The organism is Pantoea sp. IMH (assembly GCF_000599885.1).
Classification (GTDB): Bacteria; Pseudomonadota; Gammaproteobacteria; order Enterobacterales; family Enterobacteriaceae; genus Erwinia.
On the sequence record NZ_JFGT01000005.1, the window covers coordinates 206,769 to 227,225 of the forward strand.

Genomic DNA, 20,457 nt, shown 5'->3' on the forward strand with positions numbered 1-20,457 from the left:
CTTAACTGCGTTACGTGCCTCATCACAGGCGCGCTAATTGGGAGAAATGGATGAAACAGTTCTTACTTGCCCCATCAATTCTGTCAGCCGATTTTGCCCGTCTGGGCGAGGATACGGCCAAAGCGCTGGCCGCCGGGGGTGACGTTGTGCACTTCGACGTGATGGACAATCATTATGTCCCCAATCTGACCATGGGGCCGATGGTGCTTAAAGCGCTACGCGATTACGGCATCACCGCGCCGATTGACGTGCATCTGATGGTGAAACCCGTCGATCGCCTGATCCCTGCTTTCGCCGAAGCTGGTGCCAGTTACATCACCTTCCATCCTGAAGCCTCTGAGCACGTTGACCGTTCGCTGCAGTTGATCAAAGAGCACGGCTGTAAAGCCGGTCTGGTTTTTAATCCAGCCACCTCGCTCAGCTATCTTGATTACGTCATGGACAAAGTTGACGTCATTCTGCTGATGTCGGTCAATCCGGGCTTTGGCGGCCAGTCATTTATTCCAGGTACGCTGGACAAACTGCGCCAGGCGCGCAGGATGATCGACCAAAGCGGTTACGATATCCGTCTGGAAGTGGATGGCGGCGTTAAGGTGGAAAATATCGGCGAGATCGCCGACGCGGGCGCAGATATGTTCGTTGCCGGCTCGGCAATTTTTGGCCAGCCTGACTACAAAAAAGTTATCGACGCGATGCGTAATGAACTGGAGAAATCACGACATGGCGCATTTCACTAATATCCGCGCACTGGCGTTTGACCTTGATGGTACGCTGATTGACAGCGCACCAGGCCTGACCAGCGCGGTGGATGCGACGCTCACGGCGCTGGGTTTTCCCGCCGCGGGCGTGGAAAGAGTCTCCACCTGGATCGGTAACGGCGCGGATATCCTTATTGCGCGAGCGCTCACCTGGGCCGCCGGGCGCGAGCCTGATGAGGGGATGCTCGCTGATGCGCGCGTGATGCTGGATGCCCACTACGCAACCACCATCAAAAGCGGCAGCAAACTCTTTCCACAGGTGAAAGAGGGACTCGCCGCGATCGCCGCTACCGGATTGCCAATGGCTATCGTTACCAATAAGCCCACGCCTTTTGTGGCGCCCTTACTGGCATCGTTGGGCATTGCTGAGTTTTTCTCGCTGATTATCGGCGGGGATGACGTGGTGGCGAAGAAGCCGCATCCGGCACCGCTGTTTCTGGTGCTGGGTAAGTTTGGCCTACTGCCTTCAGAGCTGGTCTTTGTCGGGGATTCCCGCAATGATATTCTGGCGGCCCAGGCGGCAGGCTGCCCCAGCGTCGGCATGTCGTTCGGCTACAACTATGGAGAGCCGATTGCTTCCAGCAATCCGACCGTCGTACTCGACAACTTTAACGATTTGTTGCCCACTTTAGGGCTGTAATTATCAGGACGAAAATCATGAAACCCATCGTATTTAGCGGCGCACAGCCTTCCGGCGAACTGACCATCGGTAACTATATGGGTGCGCTGCGTCAGTGGGTCAACATGCAGGATGATTTCAACTGCATCTACTGCATCGTGGATCTGCATGCCATTACCGTGCGCCAGGATCCGTCCGCGCTGCGTAAGGCGACGCTGGATACGCTGGCGCTCTACCTTGCCTGCGGTATTGACCCGAAAAAGAGCACCATCTTTGTTCAGTCGCATGTGCCTGAGCATACCCAGCTGAGCTGGATCCTGAACTGCTACACCTATTTTGGTGAGCTGAGCCGTATGACGCAGTTTAAGGACAAATCGGCACGCTATGAAGAAAACATCAATGCGGGCCTGTTTGACTATCCGGTGCTGATGGCGGCGGATATCCTGCTTTATCAGACCACCCAGGTGCCGGTGGGCGAAGATCAGAAGCAGCATCTGGAGCTCAGCCGCGACGTCGCAGCGCGCTTCAACGCGCTCTACGGCGAGGTGTTCAAAGTGCCGGAGCCGCTGATTCCTAAATCCGGCGCGCGCGTGATGTCACTGCTGGAACCCACTAAAAAGATGTCCAAGTCGGATGACAACCGCAATAACGTGATCGGCCTGCTGGAAGATCCTAAAGCGGTGGTGAAAAAGATTAAACGCGCCATGACCGACGGTGATGAGCCGCCGGTCGTACGTTATGACGTTAAAAACAAGGCGGGCGTCTCTAACCTGCTGGATATTCTCAGCGGCGTGACCGGCAAAAGCATTCCTGAACTGGAACAGCAGTTTGAAGGGCAGATGTATGGCCATCTGAAAGGGGCGGTGGCGGAAGCCGTATCCGGCATGCTGAGCGAGCTGCAGGAGCGCTATCATCGCTATCGTAACGACGAAGCTTTCCTTGAGCAGGTGATGCGTGAAGGAGCAACGAAAGCCCGGGCACAGGCGCAGGAAACGCTGAAGAAAGTCTACGATGCCGTCGGCTTTGTGGCGCAGCCCTGATTAGCGCGATCCGTAATGCGGTGAAAACCGTCTGCCATTAAAAAGAGAGCTACGGCTCTCTTTTTTGTGCCCCTGATGGGTTGCGGCTGGACCGGCTGGCGGCCCGCCAACGGCTCAGGCGGACTGAGAAAGGTTAAGCTTGTGGCGCAGCGTGACAACCCGGCCAACGATAATCAGGCTCGGGCTTTGCACCTGCTGTGCCAGCTCCGCCAGCTGCGTCAGCGTGCCGTCCACCACGCGCTGGCGAACACTGGTTCCATTCTCTACCAGTGCCACCGGCATGTCAGCAGCCATCCCCTGAGCAAGCAGCTGACGCTGGATCTCCGGTGCCTGAGACAATCCCATATAGAACACCAGCGTCTGCTGCTCTGCCGCCAGCTTTGACCAGTCGAGCTGGTTTTCATGCTTCAGATGGCCCGTCACCAGACGTACGCTCTGCGCATGATCGCGGTGGGTCAGCGGGATACCCGCATAAGCGGAACAGCCCGATGCAGCGGTGATGCCCGGTACGACAGAGAAGGGGATGTGATGCGCCGCAAGGGTTTCCAGCTCTTCGCCGCCCCGGCCAAAAATGAAAGGATCGCCGCCCTTAAGGCGCACCACGCGTTTACCCTGCTGCGCGTGATGCAGCAGGATCTGGTTAATCTCTTCCTGAGGCACGCAGTGGTGACCAGCGCGTTTGCCGACAAAAAGCCGTTCAGCATCACGCCGGACAAGCTCAAGGATCTCTTCTGAAACCAGGCGGTCGTAGATGACGATATCCGCCTGCTGAAGCTGCTGTAAGCCTTTCAGCGTCAGCAGACCGGCGTCGCCAGGGCCAGCGCCTACCAGCACTACTTCCCCCCGGTCACTTAGCGGCGCCTGGAACAGCGCCTCGGTCAGTTTTTCAACCTGTGGCGCGTCATCGCTGGCCAGCGATTGTGCCAGACGATCATGGCTGAACAATTTTTCCCAGAAGCGCCGGCGCTGTGACATTTCGCTGAAATCCTGTTTCACTCTCTGCCTGAGCGAACCGGCGAAAGCCGCGATTTTACCCAGATGCTGCGGCAGCAGCGCCTCGATTTTTTCCCGCAGCAAACGGGCCATAACCGGCGCGCGGCCACCGCTGGAAACGGCGACCAGCAGCGGGGAGCGGTCAATGATAGATGGCATGATGACGCTCGCGGCTTCCGGTGCATCCACGACGTTACAGAATATCTGCCTTTCTTCCGCTGCCGTCTGAACCTGCTGATTGACCTCATGACTGTCGGTGGCGGCAATGGCCAGCCAGCACGCCGCCAGCATTTCCGCTTCGAAAGTGCCTTCGATCAAGGTCAGCTGGCCCGTCTGCTGCCATTCATGAAACGGCGCGGAGAAGTGAGGTGCGCAGACCCGCAGATCGGCACCGGCTTTCAGCAGCAGCCGTGCTTTACGCTCTGCGACTTCACCGCCGCCCACCAGCAGACAAGCTCTGCCACGAAGCTGGCAAAAAAGGGGAAGATAATCCATACGAGACGCACTCCAGAGAAGAAAAAAGGCCGCTGTCAGGCGGCCACGAACGGAAGGGGCAGCGACCTGACGTTTCAGGCAGCCACTTCAACCATGCCATCTTTGACGCGCGTCGGGAAGGCAGCCACCGAGCGGCGCTCATCCTCCATACACAAGCCGTCGCTCAGGCGGAAGCGCTGCTTTTTCAGCGGACTGGCTACCCACAGCGTCTGCTGATGCTCGGCAATAATACCGCGCGAGAGCACGCTGGCCTGCGCAAAAGGATCGATATTGCTGATAGCGAAGACGTCGTCGTCCTCGCGGGGACGGAATATCGCTATCTGATGTTGTCCGACTTTCGCGCACACGCCGGTGCCGGGAATAATGGCGTTAACGGCGCAAATCTGATGCCACTGACTCATACGTTTTCCTCCAACAGCGTGACGGGGATGCGTTCTTCAGGTCGGGCGGGACGATGCTGATCGCGTTCGGCAACGACCTGCACCAGCGGATCGCGCTGCGTGTCATTAATAAAGTGCGAGAATCGGGCGAGCTGGTTTGCATCCGCGAGGGTTGCCTGCCATTCACAGACGACATTTGCGCGCAGTCGGGCAATGTCCTCCTCCAGCTGAGCATTCAGACCGAGTTTGTCATCAATAATCACCTGGCGCAGGTAGTCGATACCGCCTTCAAGGCTGCCCAGCCAGAGTGAAGTACGCTGGAGCTTATCGGCGGTACGGATATAAAGCATCATAAAACGATCGAGATAGCGGATCAGCGTCTCTTTATCCAGATCGGCGGCCAGCAAATCGGCATGGCGGGGCTTCATACCACCGTTGCCGCAAAGATAGAGGTTCCAGCCTTTTTCCGTAGCGATAATACCGACGTCTTTCCCCTGTGCCTCGGCACATTCGCGGGTACAGCCGGATACGCCGAACTTCATTTTATGCGGCGTACGAATGCCCTTATAGCGGTTCTCCAGCTCAACGCCGAGGCCGACGCTGTCACCCACGCCAAAACGGCACCAGCTGCTGCCCACGCAGGTTTTCGCCATGCGCAGCGCTTTAGCGTAAGCGTGTCCGGTTTCGAAACCTGCGGCGATCAGCTGGGACCAGATGGCAGGCAGGTCATCCTTCTGGGCACCGAAAAGCGCGATACGTTGCGATCCGGTAATCTTGGTATAGAGATTGTAGCGACGACCGATTTCACCGATGGCGACCAGACCTTCCGGCGTAATTTCACCGCCAGCCGAGCGGGGGATCACGGAGTAAGTGCCATCTTTCTGGATATTCCCCAGGAAATTATCGTTGCTGTCCTGAAGGGGGGTGTGCTGAGGCTTCAGCACATAGTCATTCCAGCAGGAGGCCAGCAGCGATCCGACCGTCGGTTTACAGACTTCACAGCCGTAGCCGCTACCGTGTTTTGCCAGCAGCTGCTCAAAGGATTTGATCTCTTCAACGCGGATAAGATGATAAAGCTCCTGACGGGAATAGCTGAAGTGTTCGCAAAGGTGATTATTCACCTCAATGCCCTGACGGCTCAGTTCGGCGTTGAGAACCTGCGTCATTAGCGGTACGCAACCGCCGCAGCCGGTACCCGCTTTGGTTTCAGCCTTCAGCGCGGCCACCGTGTGGCAACCGTTCTGAATGGCGCTGATAAGATCGCCTTTGGTGACGTCAAAGCAGGAACAAATCTGGGCGGTTTCCGGTAGTGACTCCACGCCGATCGCCGGTTTGCTCCCCGCATGGCCAGGTAAAATCAGCGCGTCGGGATGTTCCGGCAGCTCAATGGCGTTCAGCATCAGCTGCAGCAGGTTACCGTAGTCGCTGGTGTCTCCCACCAGCACCGCGCCCAGCAGCGTTTTATTGTCCGCACTGACCACCAGTCGCTTGTAAATCTCTTTATTTTCATCCAGATAAACGTAGCTGCGTGCGCCTTCCGTACGGCCATGCGCATCGCCAATGCCGCCCACGTCAACGCCCAGCAGCTTCAGCTTGGCGCTCATATCCGCGCCGGTAAAGGCATTATCGTTGCCCAGCAGATGGTCACAGGTCACCTGAGCCATTTTGTAGCCGGGCGCGACCAGCCCATATACGCGGTTTTGCCAGGCGGCACATTCGCCGATGGCGTAAATGTCCGCATCGGCGGTCTGGCAACGATCGTTAATCAACACGCCGCCGCGCTGGCCCAAAGGCAGCTCGCACTGTTTAGCCAGTTTGTCCTGAGGGCGGATACCGGTAGAGAAGACGATGAAATCGACTTCAAGTTCGCTGCCGTCGGCAAACTGGAGCGTTTTACCGCCTTCAGGCCGATCGATAATTTGCTGCGTATTTTTGCTGGTATGAACGCGCACGCCCATGCGTTCGATTTTCTGCCGTAGCTGCTGTCCGCCCATCGGGTCGAGCTGCTCAGCCATCAGCACCGGCGCAAATTCAATAACGTGCGTTTCCACACCCAGGTTTTTCAGCGCGCCGGCGGCTTCCAGACCCAGCAGACCACCGCCGACCACCACGCCACGCTTGCTGCGGCGGGCGCAGGCTTCGATCGCGTTCAGATCTTCAATGGTGCGGTAAACAAAACAGTCCTGCCCGTTGGCACCTTTGATCGGCGGGACCCAGGGATAAGAACCGGTCGCCATCACCAGTTTATCGTACTGCACGGCGCGGCCACTGCTGGAGTAAACGACCTTTTCCTGCCGGTTGATACTGAGTGCCCGCTCGCCGATCAGCACTTCAACGTTGTGTTTCTGGTAGAAGCCATCGCGGACCAGAGAGAGTTCTTCCGCCGTATGATGGGAGAAGTAAGCAGAAAGGTGTACGCGGTCATAGGCCACGCGGGGTTCTTCACAAAAAACGGTGATGGCAAACTGGCCAGGCGCTGATTTTTCGACCAGCTCTTCAATCAAACGGTGGCCAACCATGCCGTTGCCAATAATGACGAGTCGGATGCTCATTTTTGCCTCACAATGCGAAATAATGAGGCTACGATAACCTGCCCGAAGGGGCAGTTATTGATGTATATCAATCCCCTTTTTAAATACTCCTTAGTGGGTAGATGGCTGATTTTTCCTGTTTTTTTGTAAGTCGAGGAAAAGGTTCAGGTTTTGGCTGAAACGTATCAGCGTGTCTTTTGACACGCCAGGTTGCAGCGGAAGAAAACGGTGGTAGGGTTAAAAGGAGCATAAACATTTGGGAGCGTTGAGATGCAGGCTGGTCAATTAAGATGGATAAATCACGCGCGACTTCCCTGGCGTGAAGGTCGCTGGCAAATTGAGATCCACAACGGCAAGATTGCGCGGCTTTCGCCGCAGACCCATTTTGTGGCTCAATCTGATGCGCTGGACGCCGAGGGTGGGCTGGTTTTTCCGCCTTTTATCGAGCCTCATATTCATCTCGACACCACCCAAACCGCGGGTGAGCCGTCGTGGAACCAATCCGGCACGCTGTTTGAGGGAATTGAACGCTGGGCTGAACGCAAGGCTCTGCTCAGCCATGAGGATGTGAAGGCGCGTGCCAGGCAGACGCTTAAGTGGCAGATTGCTAACGGCATCCAGTATGTCCGGACCCATGTTGATGTTTCCGATCCGACGCTGACGGCGCTGAAGGCCATGCTGGAAGTTAAACAGGAGATGGCGCCCTGGGTCACGCTTCAGATTGTGGCCTTTCCTCAGGAGGGAATTCTCTCCTATCCTGACGGCGAGACGCTGCTTGAAGAGGCGCTGAGGCTGGGCGCCGATGTTGTCGGAGCGATCCCCCATTTTGAATTTACCCGCGAGTATGGCGTGGAGTCATTACATAAAACCTTCGCCCTTGCCCAGAAGTACCAGCGCATGGTGGACGTACATTGCGATGAGATTGACGATGAGCAGTCCCGTTTTGTGGAAACGGTCGCGGCGCTGGCGCTGAAGGAAAACATGGGGGAGCGGGTGACGGCCAGCCATACGACCGCCATGCACGCCTATAACGGTGCCTATACTTCAAGACTGTTTCGCCTGCTGAAGCTCTCCGGTATCAACTTTGTCGCCAATCCTTTGGTGAATATACATTTACAGGGGCGTTTCGATACCTACCCGAAACGCCGGGGTATCACGCGCGTTAAGGAGATGCTGGAAGCGGATATCAATGTCTGCTTCGGCCACGACGACGTCTTCGATCCCTGGTATCCACTCGGAACGGCGAATATGTTGCAGGTGCTGCATATGGGGTTGCACGTTTGCCAGCTGATGGGCTATGAGCAGATCGATGCGGGGATCAACCTCATCACTCACAACAGCGCCAGAACGCTACAGCTGCAGGACTACGGTATCCAGACCGGCAACAGCGCCAACCTGATTATCCTGCCGGCGGAGAGTGGTTTCGATGCGCTGCGCCGTCAGGTGCCGGTGTGCTATTCCATTCGTGAAGGGCGGATCATCGCCGAAACGAAGCTTAGCGAGACGAGTATTCATCTGGACGAACCTGAGCGGATCGACTTCCGGCGCTAAAAGAAAAGGCCGGATTAACCGGCCTCAGACGACTGACAAACGTAACGCGTCCCGCGAGACGGAGGCCGCGGGAGAGGCTGTCAGGACGATATACTTCCGCCTGAACAGCCCCCTTCATGAAGCCAGCATTAGTGGGAGGACATATGCCCATGCAGCTTATGCTTGCTGACGAAGCCGAGCAGCAGGCACATCACAAACACGACGGCGTAGAGGCCGTTAGCGGTCATCAGCGCCGCATGCGCGCCGCCTTTATCGACGATAGGGCCGGTCACTACGAAGGTGAGCATCGTACCCACGGTGCCGCAGGTCAGAATGAAGTTCACCAGCTTCGGCGAGGAGACCTTAGTCTGCAGTGAGCCGAGCGTGATAATGGTGGTGTAGATTGCGCTGGAGAAGAAGCCCAGGCTAATCATGATCCATTTCAGCATCGAGGCATCATCACTGCTGACAAACCAGTACATCAGCAGGGTGGCCATCAACGCCAGCACGGTAAGAATACGCTGAGGATCGAAGAAACGAAGGATGGCGCTGAACGCCCACATGCCGATCATGTATGAGGTCCAGAAATTCCCCACCAGTCCGCCTGCCTGGGTGATATCCATGCCCATGGTTTTGGTCGCGTAAAGCGGCACCCAGCCAATGAAGCCAAGCTGGCCCAGGATGTAGCAAAGGGCGGCAACGGACAGAAACAGAACGCCAATACCCCATTTCTCTTTTTGCGCGGCCTGCTGCTGATTCGGCGCTTTTTTACCCAGTACGGGGAATTCGAAACAGAGTGCCAGCACGAAAATAACCACGTAAATCACGCCGATACAGGCATAAACCCAGTACCACGGCAGTGCACGGGCCAGAATGGCGGCGGCGATAATCGGGAAAATGGTACCGGCCATGCTGAAGAAGGAGTCGGTAAACAACAACCGGGAACCGCGCTGACGGCCTTCATAGAGATGGGTAATCAGGAAGGTACCGATCGACATCGTGATGCCGCTGACCACGCCAAGCACAAACATACAGAGCGAGAAGACGCTAAGATTGTGGCTGGTCATTAATCCCAGCACCGAGAGGATCATCAGTACAAAGCCGAAGATCAGCTGGCGCTTAAGCGGAATGATTTCCATCAGCCAGGCGTTAAGAAAAACGGCGGCCAGAATGCCGGCATTCAGAAAGGTAAAGGTATTGCTCATCTGCGCGACGGGCAGCTGAAAATAATCAGCAATATTTTCCAGCACCATACCGGTCACAATCACTACCGCGCCGGTAAGCGCATAGGAAAAGAAACTGATCCAGGTAAGACCGATTCGATCGCGATTCGTCATAATGAAAACCTGTGAGTCAAAGGGAACGTGAAGCAGGACGCCCACGGTAAGCGGGAGGAGTGTAGCGAGATTCGTGATCGGCTTAAACGAATAATGAAATAAAAAACATTGTATGCACTAAAATCGTGATTTACGTCACCGTTTATTAACCTGCGTAAGCGTTTGCGTGTATAAAAAGCGTACGTAAATAAAAGTAAAAGGCTGGCGCTGATCCAGGTGCCTCTTTACAATCAACTTTGTTTTCAGGCCTGTAGAACTTAGAAAGGATATAGCTATGTTAAAACGCACCCTGGCCGCCGTCGCCACCGTATTGGCGCTCTCTTCGGTTTCCATGACCTCATTCGCTGCAAAAGGCGATCCTCACGTTCTGCTGACCACTTCTGCAGGCGCGATTGAGCTGGAGCTGAATAATCAAAAAGCCCCGGTTTCGACGAAAAACTTTGTCGACTATGTCAACAGCGGCTTCTATAACAACACCACGTTCCATCGCGTCATTCCGGGTTTTATGGTGCAGGGCGGCGGATTTACGCAGGATATGCAGCAGAAGCCGACCAACGCGCCGATCAAAAACGAAGCGGATAACGGGCTGCTGAATAAACGCGGTACGATTTCAATGGCCCGCACGGCGAATAAAGACAGTGCCACCAGCCAGTTTTTTATCAACGTCGCCGATAATGCTTTTCTCGATCATGGGCAGCGCGATTTTGGCTATGCCGTGTTTGGTAAAGTGGTAAAAGGCCAGGATGTGGTCGATAAAATTTCTCAGGTTCAGTCGCAAAATGTGGGGCCTTATCAAAACGTTCCCGTAAAGCCTGTTGTGATCCTTTCCGCAAAAGTATTGCCATAACCTCCCTGCGGGAGATTGCTGCTTATAATTAGGGCAGCAAGTTTGCAGCGTGCTGACCGGCTTGCCGGTTCAGGCAGCAATCCCCCGTCAATGGAGCGAGCATGAGTAAAAAGCCTACCGAAAAGCAGAAAACCCTTCTCTGGCAGCAGCGTCGTGAGGCGAACTTCCTTGCCAGCTTTGAACTGAGTGGCGCACGGCTTGAACTGGGGTCAGCCCGGCCCGGCCTTCCCTGGCTAATCCATCTTCATCGTGAACTTTTTCATGGTCTGCTTGAAGATGCCGGTGAGCTGCGCCAGGTCGATGTTGTGCTGGATCAAACGCCTTGCTGCCATTTCGAATATATCGAAAAAGAGGGTAACGCCCTGATGCGTTCGCTGGAGGAGGAGAACGGCCTGGCCGATCTGCCCGCCGACGAACTGGCTGCCCGGCTGGCCTGGTATTATTGTGAACTGACCGTGCTTCATCCTTTTCTGCGCGGTAATGGCCGTGCGCTGCGGCTGTTTTTTGAACAGCTTGTCTTCCATGCCGGTTACGATATTCAGTGGCGACGTACCGACAGCGAAAGCTGGCAGGCGGCGAACCGGGCAAGCTGGGAAGGCGATCTGACGCGCCTCACTGCCGAGTTCAGCAAAGTGATAAGCGAACGCAGCGAAAATGCGTAGAATGGCGGCGTGTAAACTCTTGCCGGAACGCCGATGCTGCTGCTTATTGATAATTACGACTCTTTTACCTGGAATCTCTATCAGTACTTTTGTGAGCTGGGTGCTGAGGTTTACGTACAGCGCAACGATGAGCTTACGCTCGATCGGATCGCGGCCCTGCAGCCAGATCGATTAGTCATTTCTCCCGGCCCCGCAACGCCAGACGAGGCGGGGATCTCCCTGGCGGCCATCCGTCACTTTGCGGGCAGGTTGCCGATTCTGGGCGTCTGCCTTGGGCATCAGGCTATCGCGCAGGCTTTCGGAGGGAAAATTATCCTGGCCCCGGAAGTGATGCATGGCAAAACGTCCCGCATTGAGCACAACGATGGCGGGATATTTGCCGGGCTGAACCATCCGCTGACCGTCACCCGTTACCACTCCCTGATCGTTGATCCTGCTTCACTGCCGGATGAGTTTGAGGTTACCGCCTGGACGCTGCGTGACGGTCAGCGCGATCAGATTATGGGGCTGCGCCACCGGCATCATCGTCTGGAGGGGGTGCAGTTTCATCCTGAAAGCATCCTCAGTGAACAGGGACATCAGCTGTTAAAAAATTTCCTTGCTGACTAAATTACTTTGCCTTTAAATGATTTTTTATGCATATTTTGTGATTATAATTTCACATTGGTGACATAAGAACAGGAGTAAAGCATGGCAACGGAAAAAGTAGCGGTGACCCGGGCGACATTTGATGAGGTGATCCTTCCTGTTTATGCGCCAGCTGCCTTTGTGCCGGTGAAAGGAAAAGGCAGCCGCGTCTGGGATCAGCATGGCAAAGAGTATATCGACTTCTCCGGCGGCATCGCGGTGACGGCGCTGGGCCACTGCCATCCGGCGCTGGTGGAAGCATTAAAAACCCAGGGCGAAATGCTGTGGCACACCAGCAACATCTTCACGAACGAGCCGGCGCTGCGTCTGGCCAGTAAACTTATCGCGGCCACCTTTGCCGATCGCGTCTTTTTCGCCAACTCCGGCGCGGAAGCGAACGAAGCGGCCTTTAAGCTGGCGCGCTACTATGCGTCGCAGCGTCACTCCCCTTATAAAAGCAAAATTATTGCCTTCCATAACGCGTTTCATGGCCGCACGCTGTTTACCGTTTCCGTTGGTGGTCAGCCGAAATACTCTGACGGTTTCGGGCCAAAACCGGCCGATATTGTCCATGTGCCTTTTAACGATCTGGCGGCCGTGGAGGCGGTTATCGACGATCATACCTGCGCGATTGTGGTGGAACCCATTCAGGGTGAAGGTGGCGTGATGCCTGCTACGCCGGAATTTATGCAGGGGTTGCGTCACCTGTGCGATAAACATCAGGCGCTGCTGGTACTGGACGAAGTACAGAGTGGTATGGGGCGCAGCGGTAAACTCTTCGCCTGTGAACACTACGGTGTGACGCCGGATATTCTGACCACAGCCAAGGCGCTGGGCGGCGGATTCCCGGTTAGCGCCATGCTGACCACCCACGAGGTCGCCGCCGTTATGGCGCCAGGTGTTCACGGCACCACCTACGGCGGCAACCCGCTGGCCTGTGCCGTTGCCGAGGCCGCGCTGGATATTATCAATACCGATGAGGTGCTTGGCGGGGTGGAAACCCGGCGTGAGCACTTTATCTCAGCGCTGAAGGCGATGGATGCGAAGCGGGATCTGTTCAGCGCCATCCGGGGCAAGGGCTTACTGATCGGTGCAGCGCTTAAGCCGCAGCATGCTGGCAAAGCCCGCGATATTCTTCATGCCGCAGCGGAAGAAGGCGTGATGATCCTGAGTGCCGGTACGGACGTTATCCGTTTTGCGCCTTCGCTGGTAATTGAGCCTGGCGATATTGAAGAGGGCATGGCCCGTTTCGTGGCGGCAGTCGACAAAGTGCTCGCATAAAACAGCAAGAGGAAGGCGTTTTGCCTTCCCCTTGCTGTCTTCACGTTATTCGTCTCAATAATTATGTCAGGAGGCTTTTCTTAAGCGTCGCGATAACCAGTTGCCGTGATGGGGCCGCGTTGTCCACGCCAGTGATGAGATAGTGTGCATCACGCTAAGATGGTCCAGAATCCGCTTCACGTGCCGCTCCATGATCGTTACCGGTCCCTGACTGAACTCTCCCTGCGATTCCAGCACGTTATTTTCCGAGCCTGGCCCATCATATTCCAGCCGCTGCTGGCAGCGCTGCAGGGCAATCTCACACGACTGAAGATAGCGCTCCGCCAGCGCAGGCGTCAGCATCGTATGCTCGCGAGCCAGAATGGTCATCGCGTTGATATGTTCGACGACAAACTGGCCATGCGTTACCCACAGTTTCATATCGGCCAGGTAGCTCGGGTCGAATCCTGGCTCCTGCATCGCCTGATTGAGTGAGTTAAACAACGCGTTGTGCGCCTGGTTGGCCCGCATACGCTGATAAGCCAGCTTTACCGGGTCATGTTCGTTGCCCAGCAGTAATTGCAGCGCCTCCTGCCAGACCTCCAGCGCGTCATGGGCGTTTTGCCGCAGCAGGCCGCTTTGCCACTGCGGCCACAGCCAGATCATACCGGCAAAGGCGATCAGACAGCCTATCAGCGTATCCAGCAGGCGCGGCAGTAGAAAATCGGCGCCGTTAAGTGAAAGCAGCTGCAGGGAATAGACCGCCGTCACCGTAAAACCAATCATTGCCAGACCGTAGTACTTACGGATGAACAGATAGCTCACCAGGGTAATTATCAACATCACCAGCAGCACTACCGGCTCCGGTACCTGAAGTCGCAGGGCCATGGCGGCGACAATCAGTCCGGCAAGCGTGCCCAGCGCCCGGTGCTGGATCCGGACGCGTGTCGCGCTGTAGCCGTTCTGACTGACGAACATGATCGTCATCAGGATCCAGTAAGGCTTTGGCAGATTAAAAAACAGCGCCAGAGAACTGGCAAAGGTGAGCATCACGGCAAAACGCCCGGCGGTGCGAAGCGCGGATGACCGCAGTGAGAGATAACTTTTAATGGCCGGCAGCAGCGGCAGGCGGCGCTGGCGATCGGCCATCAGGTCCCGCTTATAAAGCGGACGCTGATGACGAAGCAGACGGCCTATCCGGCTAAAATGGTACGAACAGAAATGCCCGACGGGATTATCCGGATGCTGTCTGGCGATCTTTTCCAGCGCCTGCAGCTGCTTATCCATGGAGAAACGGCTGGGTAGCTTGTGGTAAAGAATATCATCAGCAAGTTCGCGAAGCCGGGCGGCAATCGTCTGCGCGTTCCAGCGAATAACCGCTTCGGCGTGGCTTTGCTCAACCAGTTTCTGTACCTCACCAGGCTGATGCAGGCTGACCGCAATATGCTCCTGTAAATCCAGGGCAACCTGAAACGCACGGGTCAGATGTTTATGATGATTATCCCGGCTGGCAGCCAGCATGTGCATCTGCTGGTAGCAGGTTGTGATCAGGTCGACCGCTTTTTGCTGGCGCGCCAGCAGCGGCGGCAGCGCTTTTTCAGGATCGGTAAGCTGCGTCAGCATGCTGTATTTTGCTTCACAGTAGCCAGCCAGCTCCAGATAGAGCAGGCTGAGCGTTTCACGCATTGGCTGCTCTTTCCACAGCCAGAACCAGAACCAGTTAAAGGCGCCGTACCAGATCGTGCCCATAATATAAAGCACTGGCGGCGCCCAGATGGGCATACGGCCCGCCAGACTGAGGGTAAAAATAGCGGCGATCAGCGAGGCGGGCAGCAGCCTGCCATGAAGCGGGCTGATTTCTCCGGTGACGCCTAACAGCATGGCCATGACGAACAGAATGAGCGGCAGGGGGACCTGATAGCCACCGAGAAACTGAATAAGGAAGCTGCTAAAGGCGAACAGACTGCCGCCAACGATCAGGCGTTTGAAAAAGCGCTTATGGGGCGTATCGAGACCGGCGATATTGCAACAGGCAGGCACTAACGAGAAGAGCAATCCTTTTTGCAAATCACCCAGCAGCCATCCTATAGCGACAGGGAGAGAGAGCACCAGCGTTTGTCGCAGTGCATAGTTCACCTCGGGGTGATAGATCAGTCGGCGCCACATCCTTCCATACCCGTTGAGAGAGGCGCAACGACGAGGTTGCGCCATGGAGCGGGGCAGATTAACGCGTGCCGTAAACGACGATGGTCTTGCCGTGTGCTGAGATCAGATTTTGATCTTCCAGCATTTTCAGGATTCGCCCAACGGTTTCGCGCGAGCAACCAACGATCTGGCCGATCTCCTGACGGGTGATTTTGATTTGCATCCCATCCGGATGGGTCATTGCGTCCGGCTGCTTGGCCAGATTCAGCAGAGTTTGCGCGATGCGACCTGTCACATCGAGGAAAGCTAAATTGCCCACTTTCTCTGAGGTAACCTGAAGGCGGCGCGCCATCTGTGAGGAGAGACGCATCAGGATGTCAGGATTGACCTGAATCAGCTGACGGAACTTTTTATAGGAAATTTCAGCCACTTCGCAGGCGGCTTTTGCACGTACCCATGCGCTACGCTCCTGACCTTCTTCAAACAGGCCAAGCTCGCCAATAAAATCGCCCTGGTTGAGGTAAGAGAGGATCATCTCTTTGCCTTCCTCATCCTTAATCAGCACCGCTACTGCGCCCTTGACGATGTAGTAGAGGGTTTCCGCTTTTTCACCCTGGTGAATCAGCGTGCTTTTGGATGGATACTTATGAATATGGCAATGTGACAGGAACCATTCAAGAGTCGGGTCTGTTTGCGGTTTGCCGAGAACCATTCGCTGTTATCCTCTGTTGTCATCGTGCCTAAATACAGGGGGAAGAAACCCTGTCAGGCGTTGAAAAAGTCAAGCGTTCCCCTTCAGGGAATTTATCCTGACCCTGGTTGAGGGCCTGGCTCGTTATGGTGTTCCGTTTCGCCACGTATGTAGAGTACTGGCGAAGATATTACAGCTTTGTTTGTAACACAGCTTTCATTGAGTGTCTTCTGTTGTCTCGCTTCAGCATAGCGGGAAATCTACGGCGTTGCCGTTTTTGTTGCTAAAGCGTAATCTGATGTTAACTGAATGACTTAGAGGAGTTTGTTATGGAAGCTCGCGTGAAATGGGTGGAGGGGCTGACCTTTTTGGGAGAATCCTCATCCGGGCATCAGGTGCTGATGGATGGCAATGCGGGCGATAAAGCGCCCAGTCCGATGGAAATGGTGCTGATGGCGGCCGGTAGCTGTAGCGCCATCGACGTGGTGTCTATTTTGCAGAAAGGGCGTCATGAGATCACGGACTGTGAAGTAAAGCTGACCTCAGAGCGTCGTGAAGAGGCGCCACGCCTGTTTACCCACATTAATCTGCACTTTATCGTGAGCGGTAAGGCATTGGGCGACAAAGCCGTGTCCCGCGCGGTAGACCTCTCTGCCGAGAAATACTGTTCGGTTGCGCTGATGCTGGGCAAGGGCGTTAACATCACCCACAGCTACGAAATCATCGCGGTATAACCTGAGAGAGCCCTGCGCGGCAGGGCTCACTCAATCTTTTTCCCCTCCATCAGCCGCTTCACCAGCGGGCCCATAATCAGTTCCATTGCCAGGCCCATTTTGCCGCCGGGCACAACCAGCGTATTAATATGGGAAATAAACGATCCCTGTAACATAGCGAGCAGATAAGGGAAATCAATCCCTTCCAGCGCCTGGAAATGGATGACGACAAAACTTTCATCAAGAGAGGGGATGGCACGTGCGGCGAAAGGGTTTGAGGTATCGACGGTCGGCACGCGCTGAAAGTTGATGTGCGTGCGGGAGAACTGCGGCGTAATGAAGTTGATGTAATCCTCCATTGAGCGCACCACGGAATCCATCACGGCTTCCCGGGAGTGACCTCTTTCGCTGGTATCCCGCACCAGTTTCTGGATCCACTCCAGGTTAACGATCGGCACCACGCCCACCAGCAAATCAACATGCTGGGCGACATCATTATGCGGCGTGACCACACCACCATGAAGGCCTTCGTAGAAGAGAACATCCGTTGGCTCTGGCAACGGCTGCCAGGGGGTGAAGGTGCCAGGCACCTGATTCCACGGCACCGCTTCATCATAGGTATGCAGGTATTTGCGCGATTTTCCGCTGCCGCTGAGACCATACTCCACAAAGGTGTTTTCCAGCAGCGCAAAGTCATTGGCGTCAGGGCCGAAATAGCTGATATGCCGGCCCATCTCCCGCGCTTTACGAATCGCCATATCCATCTCAGGGCGCGTAAAACGGTGGAAGCTGTCTCCTTCCAGTTCGGCGGCATGCAGGCCAAGCTGCTGAAAAATTTTTCGGAAAGCGGTACTGGTTGTAGTGGTGCCTGCACCACTTGAACCGGTCACGGCGATCACCGGATGTCTGGCTGACATAGCAGATAACTCCCTGAGAAAGGTCAGTTCTATCCCGCATTGGTAACACGTTTCACGCCCGGGTGTCACGTGACTATACGTGTGCTGTATCGCGCAGTCAGGTGCTACGCGTTACCTGGCCACGGGGCATAATATTGACCGTCTCATGCAGTTCGGACCAGACCAGCACCGCTTCACCGCTGCTTAACTGGCGGCGGACATCTCCCACTTTCTGTTCCAGCGAACGTTCCTGTTCGCCGTAGTCGGTGCCTTCCCTCAGCACAAAGGATTCAATCAAATTATCAAGCGTTTCCGCGTCGAGTTCTTTCCAGGGAATAATCACGTTAATTGTCCAGCCAGGTTGAAAGCCATTGGGGGATGCGCTGCTCCAGCCACATCTGGGGTTTACGCAGAGTGCCGCCGACGAACCCCACATGACCGCCGTGCTGAGTCAGCTGATACTCTACGTTAGAGGGTAGCAGGCCGGGAGGGGGGATGACTTCATTTGTCATAAAGGGATCGTCTTTGGCATGAATGATCAGCAGAGGTTTGCGCACATCCGGCAGGAGCGGCATTGCGCTGCAGCGTTGATAATAGTCGCTCGCGTCCAGAAAACCATGAGCGCGGGCAGTAATCGCATCATCGAAATCACGCAGTTTTTTCAGCGCCCGCAGCGTTGCCAGATCGATCGGCAGCGTGCCGGGCCAGGCCACCAGTTTACGCTCGGCATTTTGCTTCAGCAGCCCCAGCAGATAGCGCTGATAAACGCGGGAGAAACCCTGCTCAAGTTTCAGGCTGCACGGCTCCAGCATCAGCGGCGCGGAGACAACCACGCCCGCATCAAGCAGGCAGTCCGCGCCCTGTTGCCCCATCAGGCAGGCGAGCATATTACCGCCAAGCGATACGCCGACGGCGGCGGTCGGCACCTCGCCCCATTCCTCGCGCAACCACTGCAAAAAATAGCCCGCGTCACCGGTTTCGCCCGAATGATAGATGCGTTCAAGCCGGTTCGGCTCGCCGCTACAGCCGCGAAAATGCATCACCACACCCAGCCAGCCACGCCCCTTGCACGCCTGCAAAAGCCCATGGGCGTAAGGGCTGCTGACGCTACCCTCCAGCCCATGAAACAGGACCACTCTTGGCTTGTGGCGTGCCTGCTGCAGATCTTCGCTCCATGCGAGATCGACAAAGTCGCTATCCGGCAGCGTCAGCCGCTGCCAGTGTGGCTGAAACAGCAACCGACGACGCACCAGACGGGGAAGAAGCGTTTGCAGATGCGCATTGCTCATGCCCGGCATTGGCCGGAACAGGATATTGTCTGAGGAGTGAATATTTATGTTCAAAATGCTTGTAGGATTCCAGTCACATTGCTAGCTTCGACAAGTTGTTACCGACCATGGGATGAGGAGCATCCGTTCAAATGGAACTGAGTTTGTTTTTATCTATGTTGGGTTTTCTCTGGGTCGCTGCGATTACGCCAGGCCCTAATAATATGTTACTCACCGCCTCCGGCGCCAACTTTGGTTTCTGGCGATCGCTCTGGCTACTGTTCGGCATCATGCTTGGCATGCAGGTTATGCTGCTGATGGTGGCTTTTGGGGTAGGGGGCCTGATACTGCTTTATCCGTCTCTGCATCTGTTTCTCAAAATTGCCGGGAGCGCTTATCTGCTCTGGCTGGCATGGAAAATTGCCACAGCCGCGTATGAGAAGCTCGAGGTGGAGGAGGCGCCCGTGGCGCCGATGCCGTTCTGGCAGGGCGGGCTGCTCCAGCTGATCAATCCGAAAGCCTGGCTGATGGCGCTGGGTGCGGTTGCCAGCTTCAGCCTGGCCGGGGCGGCGTACGGACAGTCGGTGATTGCCATCAGTATCGGTATGGCGCTGGTCAACCTTATTACCGGCCTCCTCTGGCTGGGGTTTGGCTCGCTGATTGGGCGTATTCTCCGCAGTCGCCGGGCGTGGAAAATCTTTAATCTGTCGATGGGGTTACTGACCGCCGCCTGCGTATTATTGATCTGGCACTGAAAATCCGCCGCACCTGTTTCCCTTCTGTGCAGAGTAAAAGCTATCGTCAGCGGCGATAGCTTTTTTTATTCCTGCTGCAATTTCTCCGCTGCGCGGAATAAAAATTTCACGCCTGACAGAGTCTGCTGACTGCAGGGGAATGCCCCAATAATGGCAGGAAAAGCGGTAATGACTCCAATTTATTGGTAATAGTTTATCGTCAGATAATGCCCGATGACTTTGCCATGCAGTTCCACCGATTTTGAGAACGACAGCGACTTCCTGCCCAGCCTTGCCAGATGCTGCCTCAGATTCAGGTTATGCCGCTCAATTCGCTGCGTGTATCGCTTGCTGATGACGTGCAGCTTTCCCTTCAGACGTGACTCATACAGCGGCCATCCGTCAGTCATCCATACCATCACGTCAAAAGCCGACAACAGACTTAAAAGACGCTCCAGTGTGGCTTTGGTGCGAGCACCAAGAACGTGTGCCATGACCGTCTTGCGTATCCTGTCATACGTATAAAACAGCCAGCGTTGGTTACGCACAATGCCTTCAGTAGCGGAGCAGGAGGGGCAGCAGACGGCGACGGAAGCCACAGGAGCACCTCAAAAACACCATCATATATTAAATCAGTAAGTTAGTAGCATTACCGCTTTTGCCGTTGAGTATATCAAAGGCGCTTTTGCGGGGCTGGATGAATAAAATGGTGAAGTGCTATTCCTGTTAGCTTTACGCCGCCTGGTTGAGGCTCGAGGTGGGGTTAGTAAAATTGCCGCCGAAACCGAACTGAATCGCGAAACGCGCTATAGAACGCTTTCTGAGCGCGGCAATCCCACTATCAGCACCACTAAAAAAATAATCAATGCGGCGGGTATTCATTTTGCTGAGTTGACCGGGTGAATAAACTACTCGCCACGTTGCGCAGCAG

20 protein-coding genes and 1 pseudogene are annotated in these 20,457 nt (G+C 55.4%); 11 read left to right on the top strand and 10 right to left on the bottom strand.

The features are described 5' to 3' along the window. Positions 1-50 precede the first annotated feature (50 nt). Genes rpe through trpS form a run of 3 tightly spaced genes read left to right on the top strand, consistent with a single transcriptional unit; the run spans position 51 to position 2,417 of the window. Positions 51-737 carry a ribulose-phosphate 3-epimerase gene (gene rpe / locus EA20_RS0109110; protein ID WP_024966534.1) on the top strand — a complete coding sequence of 229 codons (687 nt, stop codon included), beginning with the start codon at positions 51-53 and terminating at the stop codon, positions 735-737. Beyond that, complete coding sequence (locus tag EA20_RS0109115) at positions 721-1,398, top strand: phosphoglycolate phosphatase (protein ID WP_024966535.1); 678 nt, start codon at positions 721-723, stop codon at positions 1,396-1,398. The genes rpe and EA20_RS0109115 overlap by 17 nt, the downstream gene beginning before the upstream one ends. 14 nt (positions 1,399-1,412) lie before the next feature. Continuing rightward, the gene (trpS, locus tag EA20_RS0109120) at positions 1,413-2,417 is read left to right on the top strand and encodes a tryptophan--tRNA ligase (RefSeq protein WP_024966536.1); all 1,005 of its coding nucleotides are present in this window, start codon (positions 1,413-1,415) and stop codon (positions 2,415-2,417) included. A 114-nt stretch (positions 2,418-2,531) separates the two neighbouring features. Here the strand turns inward: trpS and cysG are convergent, their stop codons facing one another. The 3 genes from cysG to nirB all read right to left on the bottom strand — a co-directional run bounded on the left by cysG (position 2,532) and on the right by nirB (position 6,837). Further along, positions 2,532-3,905: a siroheme synthase CysG gene (cysG, locus tag EA20_RS0109125; protein ID WP_024966537.1), complete on the bottom strand. Its 1,374-nt coding sequence runs from the start codon at positions 3,903-3,905 to the stop codon at positions 2,532-2,534. A gap of 74 nt (positions 3,906-3,979) precedes the next feature. Then, positions 3,980-4,306, bottom strand: a complete 327-nt coding sequence (nirD, locus tag EA20_RS0109130; RefSeq protein ID WP_024966538.1) for a nitrite reductase small subunit NirD — start codon at positions 4,304-4,306, stop codon at positions 3,980-3,982. Then, complete coding sequence (gene nirB / locus EA20_RS0109135; protein ID WP_024966539.1) at positions 4,303-6,837, bottom strand: nitrite reductase large subunit NirB; 2,535 nt, start codon at positions 6,835-6,837, stop codon at positions 4,303-4,305. Before nirB ends, nirD begins: the two co-directional genes overlap by 4 nt. 249 nt (positions 6,838-7,086) lie before the next feature. Here nirB and EA20_RS0109140 point away from each other — a divergent pair, with 249 nt between their 5' ends. Continuing rightward, positions 7,087-8,367: a cytosine deaminase gene (locus tag EA20_RS0109140; RefSeq protein ID WP_024966540.1), complete on the top strand. Its 1,281-nt coding sequence runs from the start codon at positions 7,087-7,089 to the stop codon at positions 8,365-8,367. A 128-nt stretch (positions 8,368-8,495) separates the two neighbouring features. Here the strand turns inward: EA20_RS0109140 and tsgA are convergent, their stop codons facing one another. Further along, a complete protein-coding gene (gene tsgA / locus EA20_RS0109145; RefSeq protein ID WP_024966541.1) occupies positions 8,496-9,683 on the bottom strand; it encodes an MFS transporter TsgA in 1,188 nt (395 codons plus the stop codon). A gap of 274 nt (positions 9,684-9,957) precedes the next feature. On the opposite strand from tsgA, the gene ppiA reads away from it, so the two are divergent. The 4 genes from ppiA to EA20_RS0109165 all read left to right on the top strand — a co-directional run bounded on the left by ppiA (position 9,958) and on the right by EA20_RS0109165 (position 13,100). Beyond that, entirely contained in the window at positions 9,958-10,530 is a 573-nt protein-coding gene (gene ppiA, locus EA20_RS0109150) for a peptidylprolyl isomerase A (protein WP_024966542.1), read from the top strand. Between the two features lie 101 nt (positions 10,531-10,631). Next, positions 10,632-11,192, top strand: a complete 561-nt coding sequence (locus tag EA20_RS0109155) for a putative adenosine monophosphate-protein transferase Fic (protein WP_024966543.1) — start codon at positions 10,632-10,634, stop codon at positions 11,190-11,192. Positions 11,193-11,225: 33 nt separating this feature from the next. Continuing rightward, positions 11,226-11,801 (top strand): aminodeoxychorismate synthase component II, encoded by a 576-nt coding sequence (locus tag EA20_RS0109160; protein WP_024966544.1) that lies wholly within the window; start codon positions 11,226-11,228, stop codon positions 11,799-11,801. Between the two features lie 81 nt (positions 11,802-11,882). After that, the gene (locus tag EA20_RS0109165) at positions 11,883-13,100 is read left to right on the top strand and encodes an aspartate aminotransferase family protein (RefSeq protein WP_024966545.1); all 1,218 of its coding nucleotides are present in this window, start codon (positions 11,883-11,885) and stop codon (positions 13,098-13,100) included. 66 nt (positions 13,101-13,166) lie between these two features. Here the strand turns inward: EA20_RS0109165 and EA20_RS0109170 are convergent, their stop codons facing one another. Further along, a complete protein-coding gene (locus tag EA20_RS0109170; protein ID WP_024966546.1) occupies positions 13,167-15,245 on the bottom strand; it encodes a YccS/YhfK family putative transporter in 2,079 nt (692 codons plus the stop codon). A 58-nt stretch (positions 15,246-15,303) separates the two neighbouring features. Continuing rightward, on the bottom strand, positions 15,304-15,936 hold the full coding sequence (crp, locus tag EA20_RS0109175; protein WP_024966547.1) for a cAMP-activated global transcriptional regulator CRP: 633 nt from the start codon (positions 15,934-15,936) through the stop codon (positions 15,304-15,306). A 308-nt stretch (positions 15,937-16,244) separates the two neighbouring features. Here crp and EA20_RS0109180 point away from each other — a divergent pair, with 308 nt between their 5' ends. After that, positions 16,245-16,649: an OsmC family protein gene (locus tag EA20_RS0109180; protein ID WP_024966548.1), complete on the top strand. Its 405-nt coding sequence runs from the start codon at positions 16,245-16,247 to the stop codon at positions 16,647-16,649. A 26-nt stretch (positions 16,650-16,675) separates the two neighbouring features. Here EA20_RS0109180 and EA20_RS0109185 read toward each other — a convergent pair whose 3' ends face one another. The 3 genes from EA20_RS0109185 to EA20_RS0109195 form a co-directional block, all read right to left on the bottom strand. After that, positions 16,676-17,545 carry a phosphoribulokinase gene (locus tag EA20_RS0109185; protein WP_024966549.1) on the bottom strand — a complete coding sequence of 290 codons (870 nt, stop codon included), beginning with the start codon at positions 17,543-17,545 and terminating at the stop codon, positions 16,676-16,678. Positions 17,546-17,642: 97 nt separating this feature from the next. Continuing rightward, the gene (locus tag EA20_RS0109190; RefSeq protein ID WP_024966550.1) at positions 17,643-17,867 is read right to left on the bottom strand and encodes a YheU family protein; all 225 of its coding nucleotides are present in this window, start codon (positions 17,865-17,867) and stop codon (positions 17,643-17,645) included. Position 17,868: 1 nt separating this feature from the next. Next, positions 17,869-18,813 (bottom strand): hydrolase, encoded by a 945-nt coding sequence (locus EA20_RS0109195; RefSeq protein WP_235192649.1) that lies wholly within the window; start codon positions 18,811-18,813, stop codon positions 17,869-17,871. A 131-nt stretch (positions 18,814-18,944) separates the two neighbouring features. On the opposite strand from EA20_RS0109195, the gene EA20_RS0109200 reads away from it, so the two are divergent. Continuing rightward, positions 18,945-19,547: a LysE family translocator gene (locus EA20_RS0109200; RefSeq protein ID WP_024966552.1), complete on the top strand. Its 603-nt coding sequence runs from the start codon at positions 18,945-18,947 to the stop codon at positions 19,545-19,547. Between the two features lie 179 nt (positions 19,548-19,726). Here the strand turns inward: EA20_RS0109200 and EA20_RS0109205 are convergent. Next, positions 19,727-20,080, bottom strand: a pseudogene (locus EA20_RS0109205) (IS1 family transposase); the annotation flags it as partial. Between the two features lie 160 nt (positions 20,081-20,240). On the opposite strand from EA20_RS0109205, the gene EA20_RS21285 reads away from it, so the two are divergent. Then, positions 20,241-20,429 carry a hypothetical protein gene (locus EA20_RS21285; protein WP_024966554.1) on the top strand — a complete coding sequence of 63 codons (189 nt, stop codon included), beginning with the start codon at positions 20,241-20,243 and terminating at the stop codon, positions 20,427-20,429. Positions 20,430-20,457: the final 28 nt, after the last annotated feature.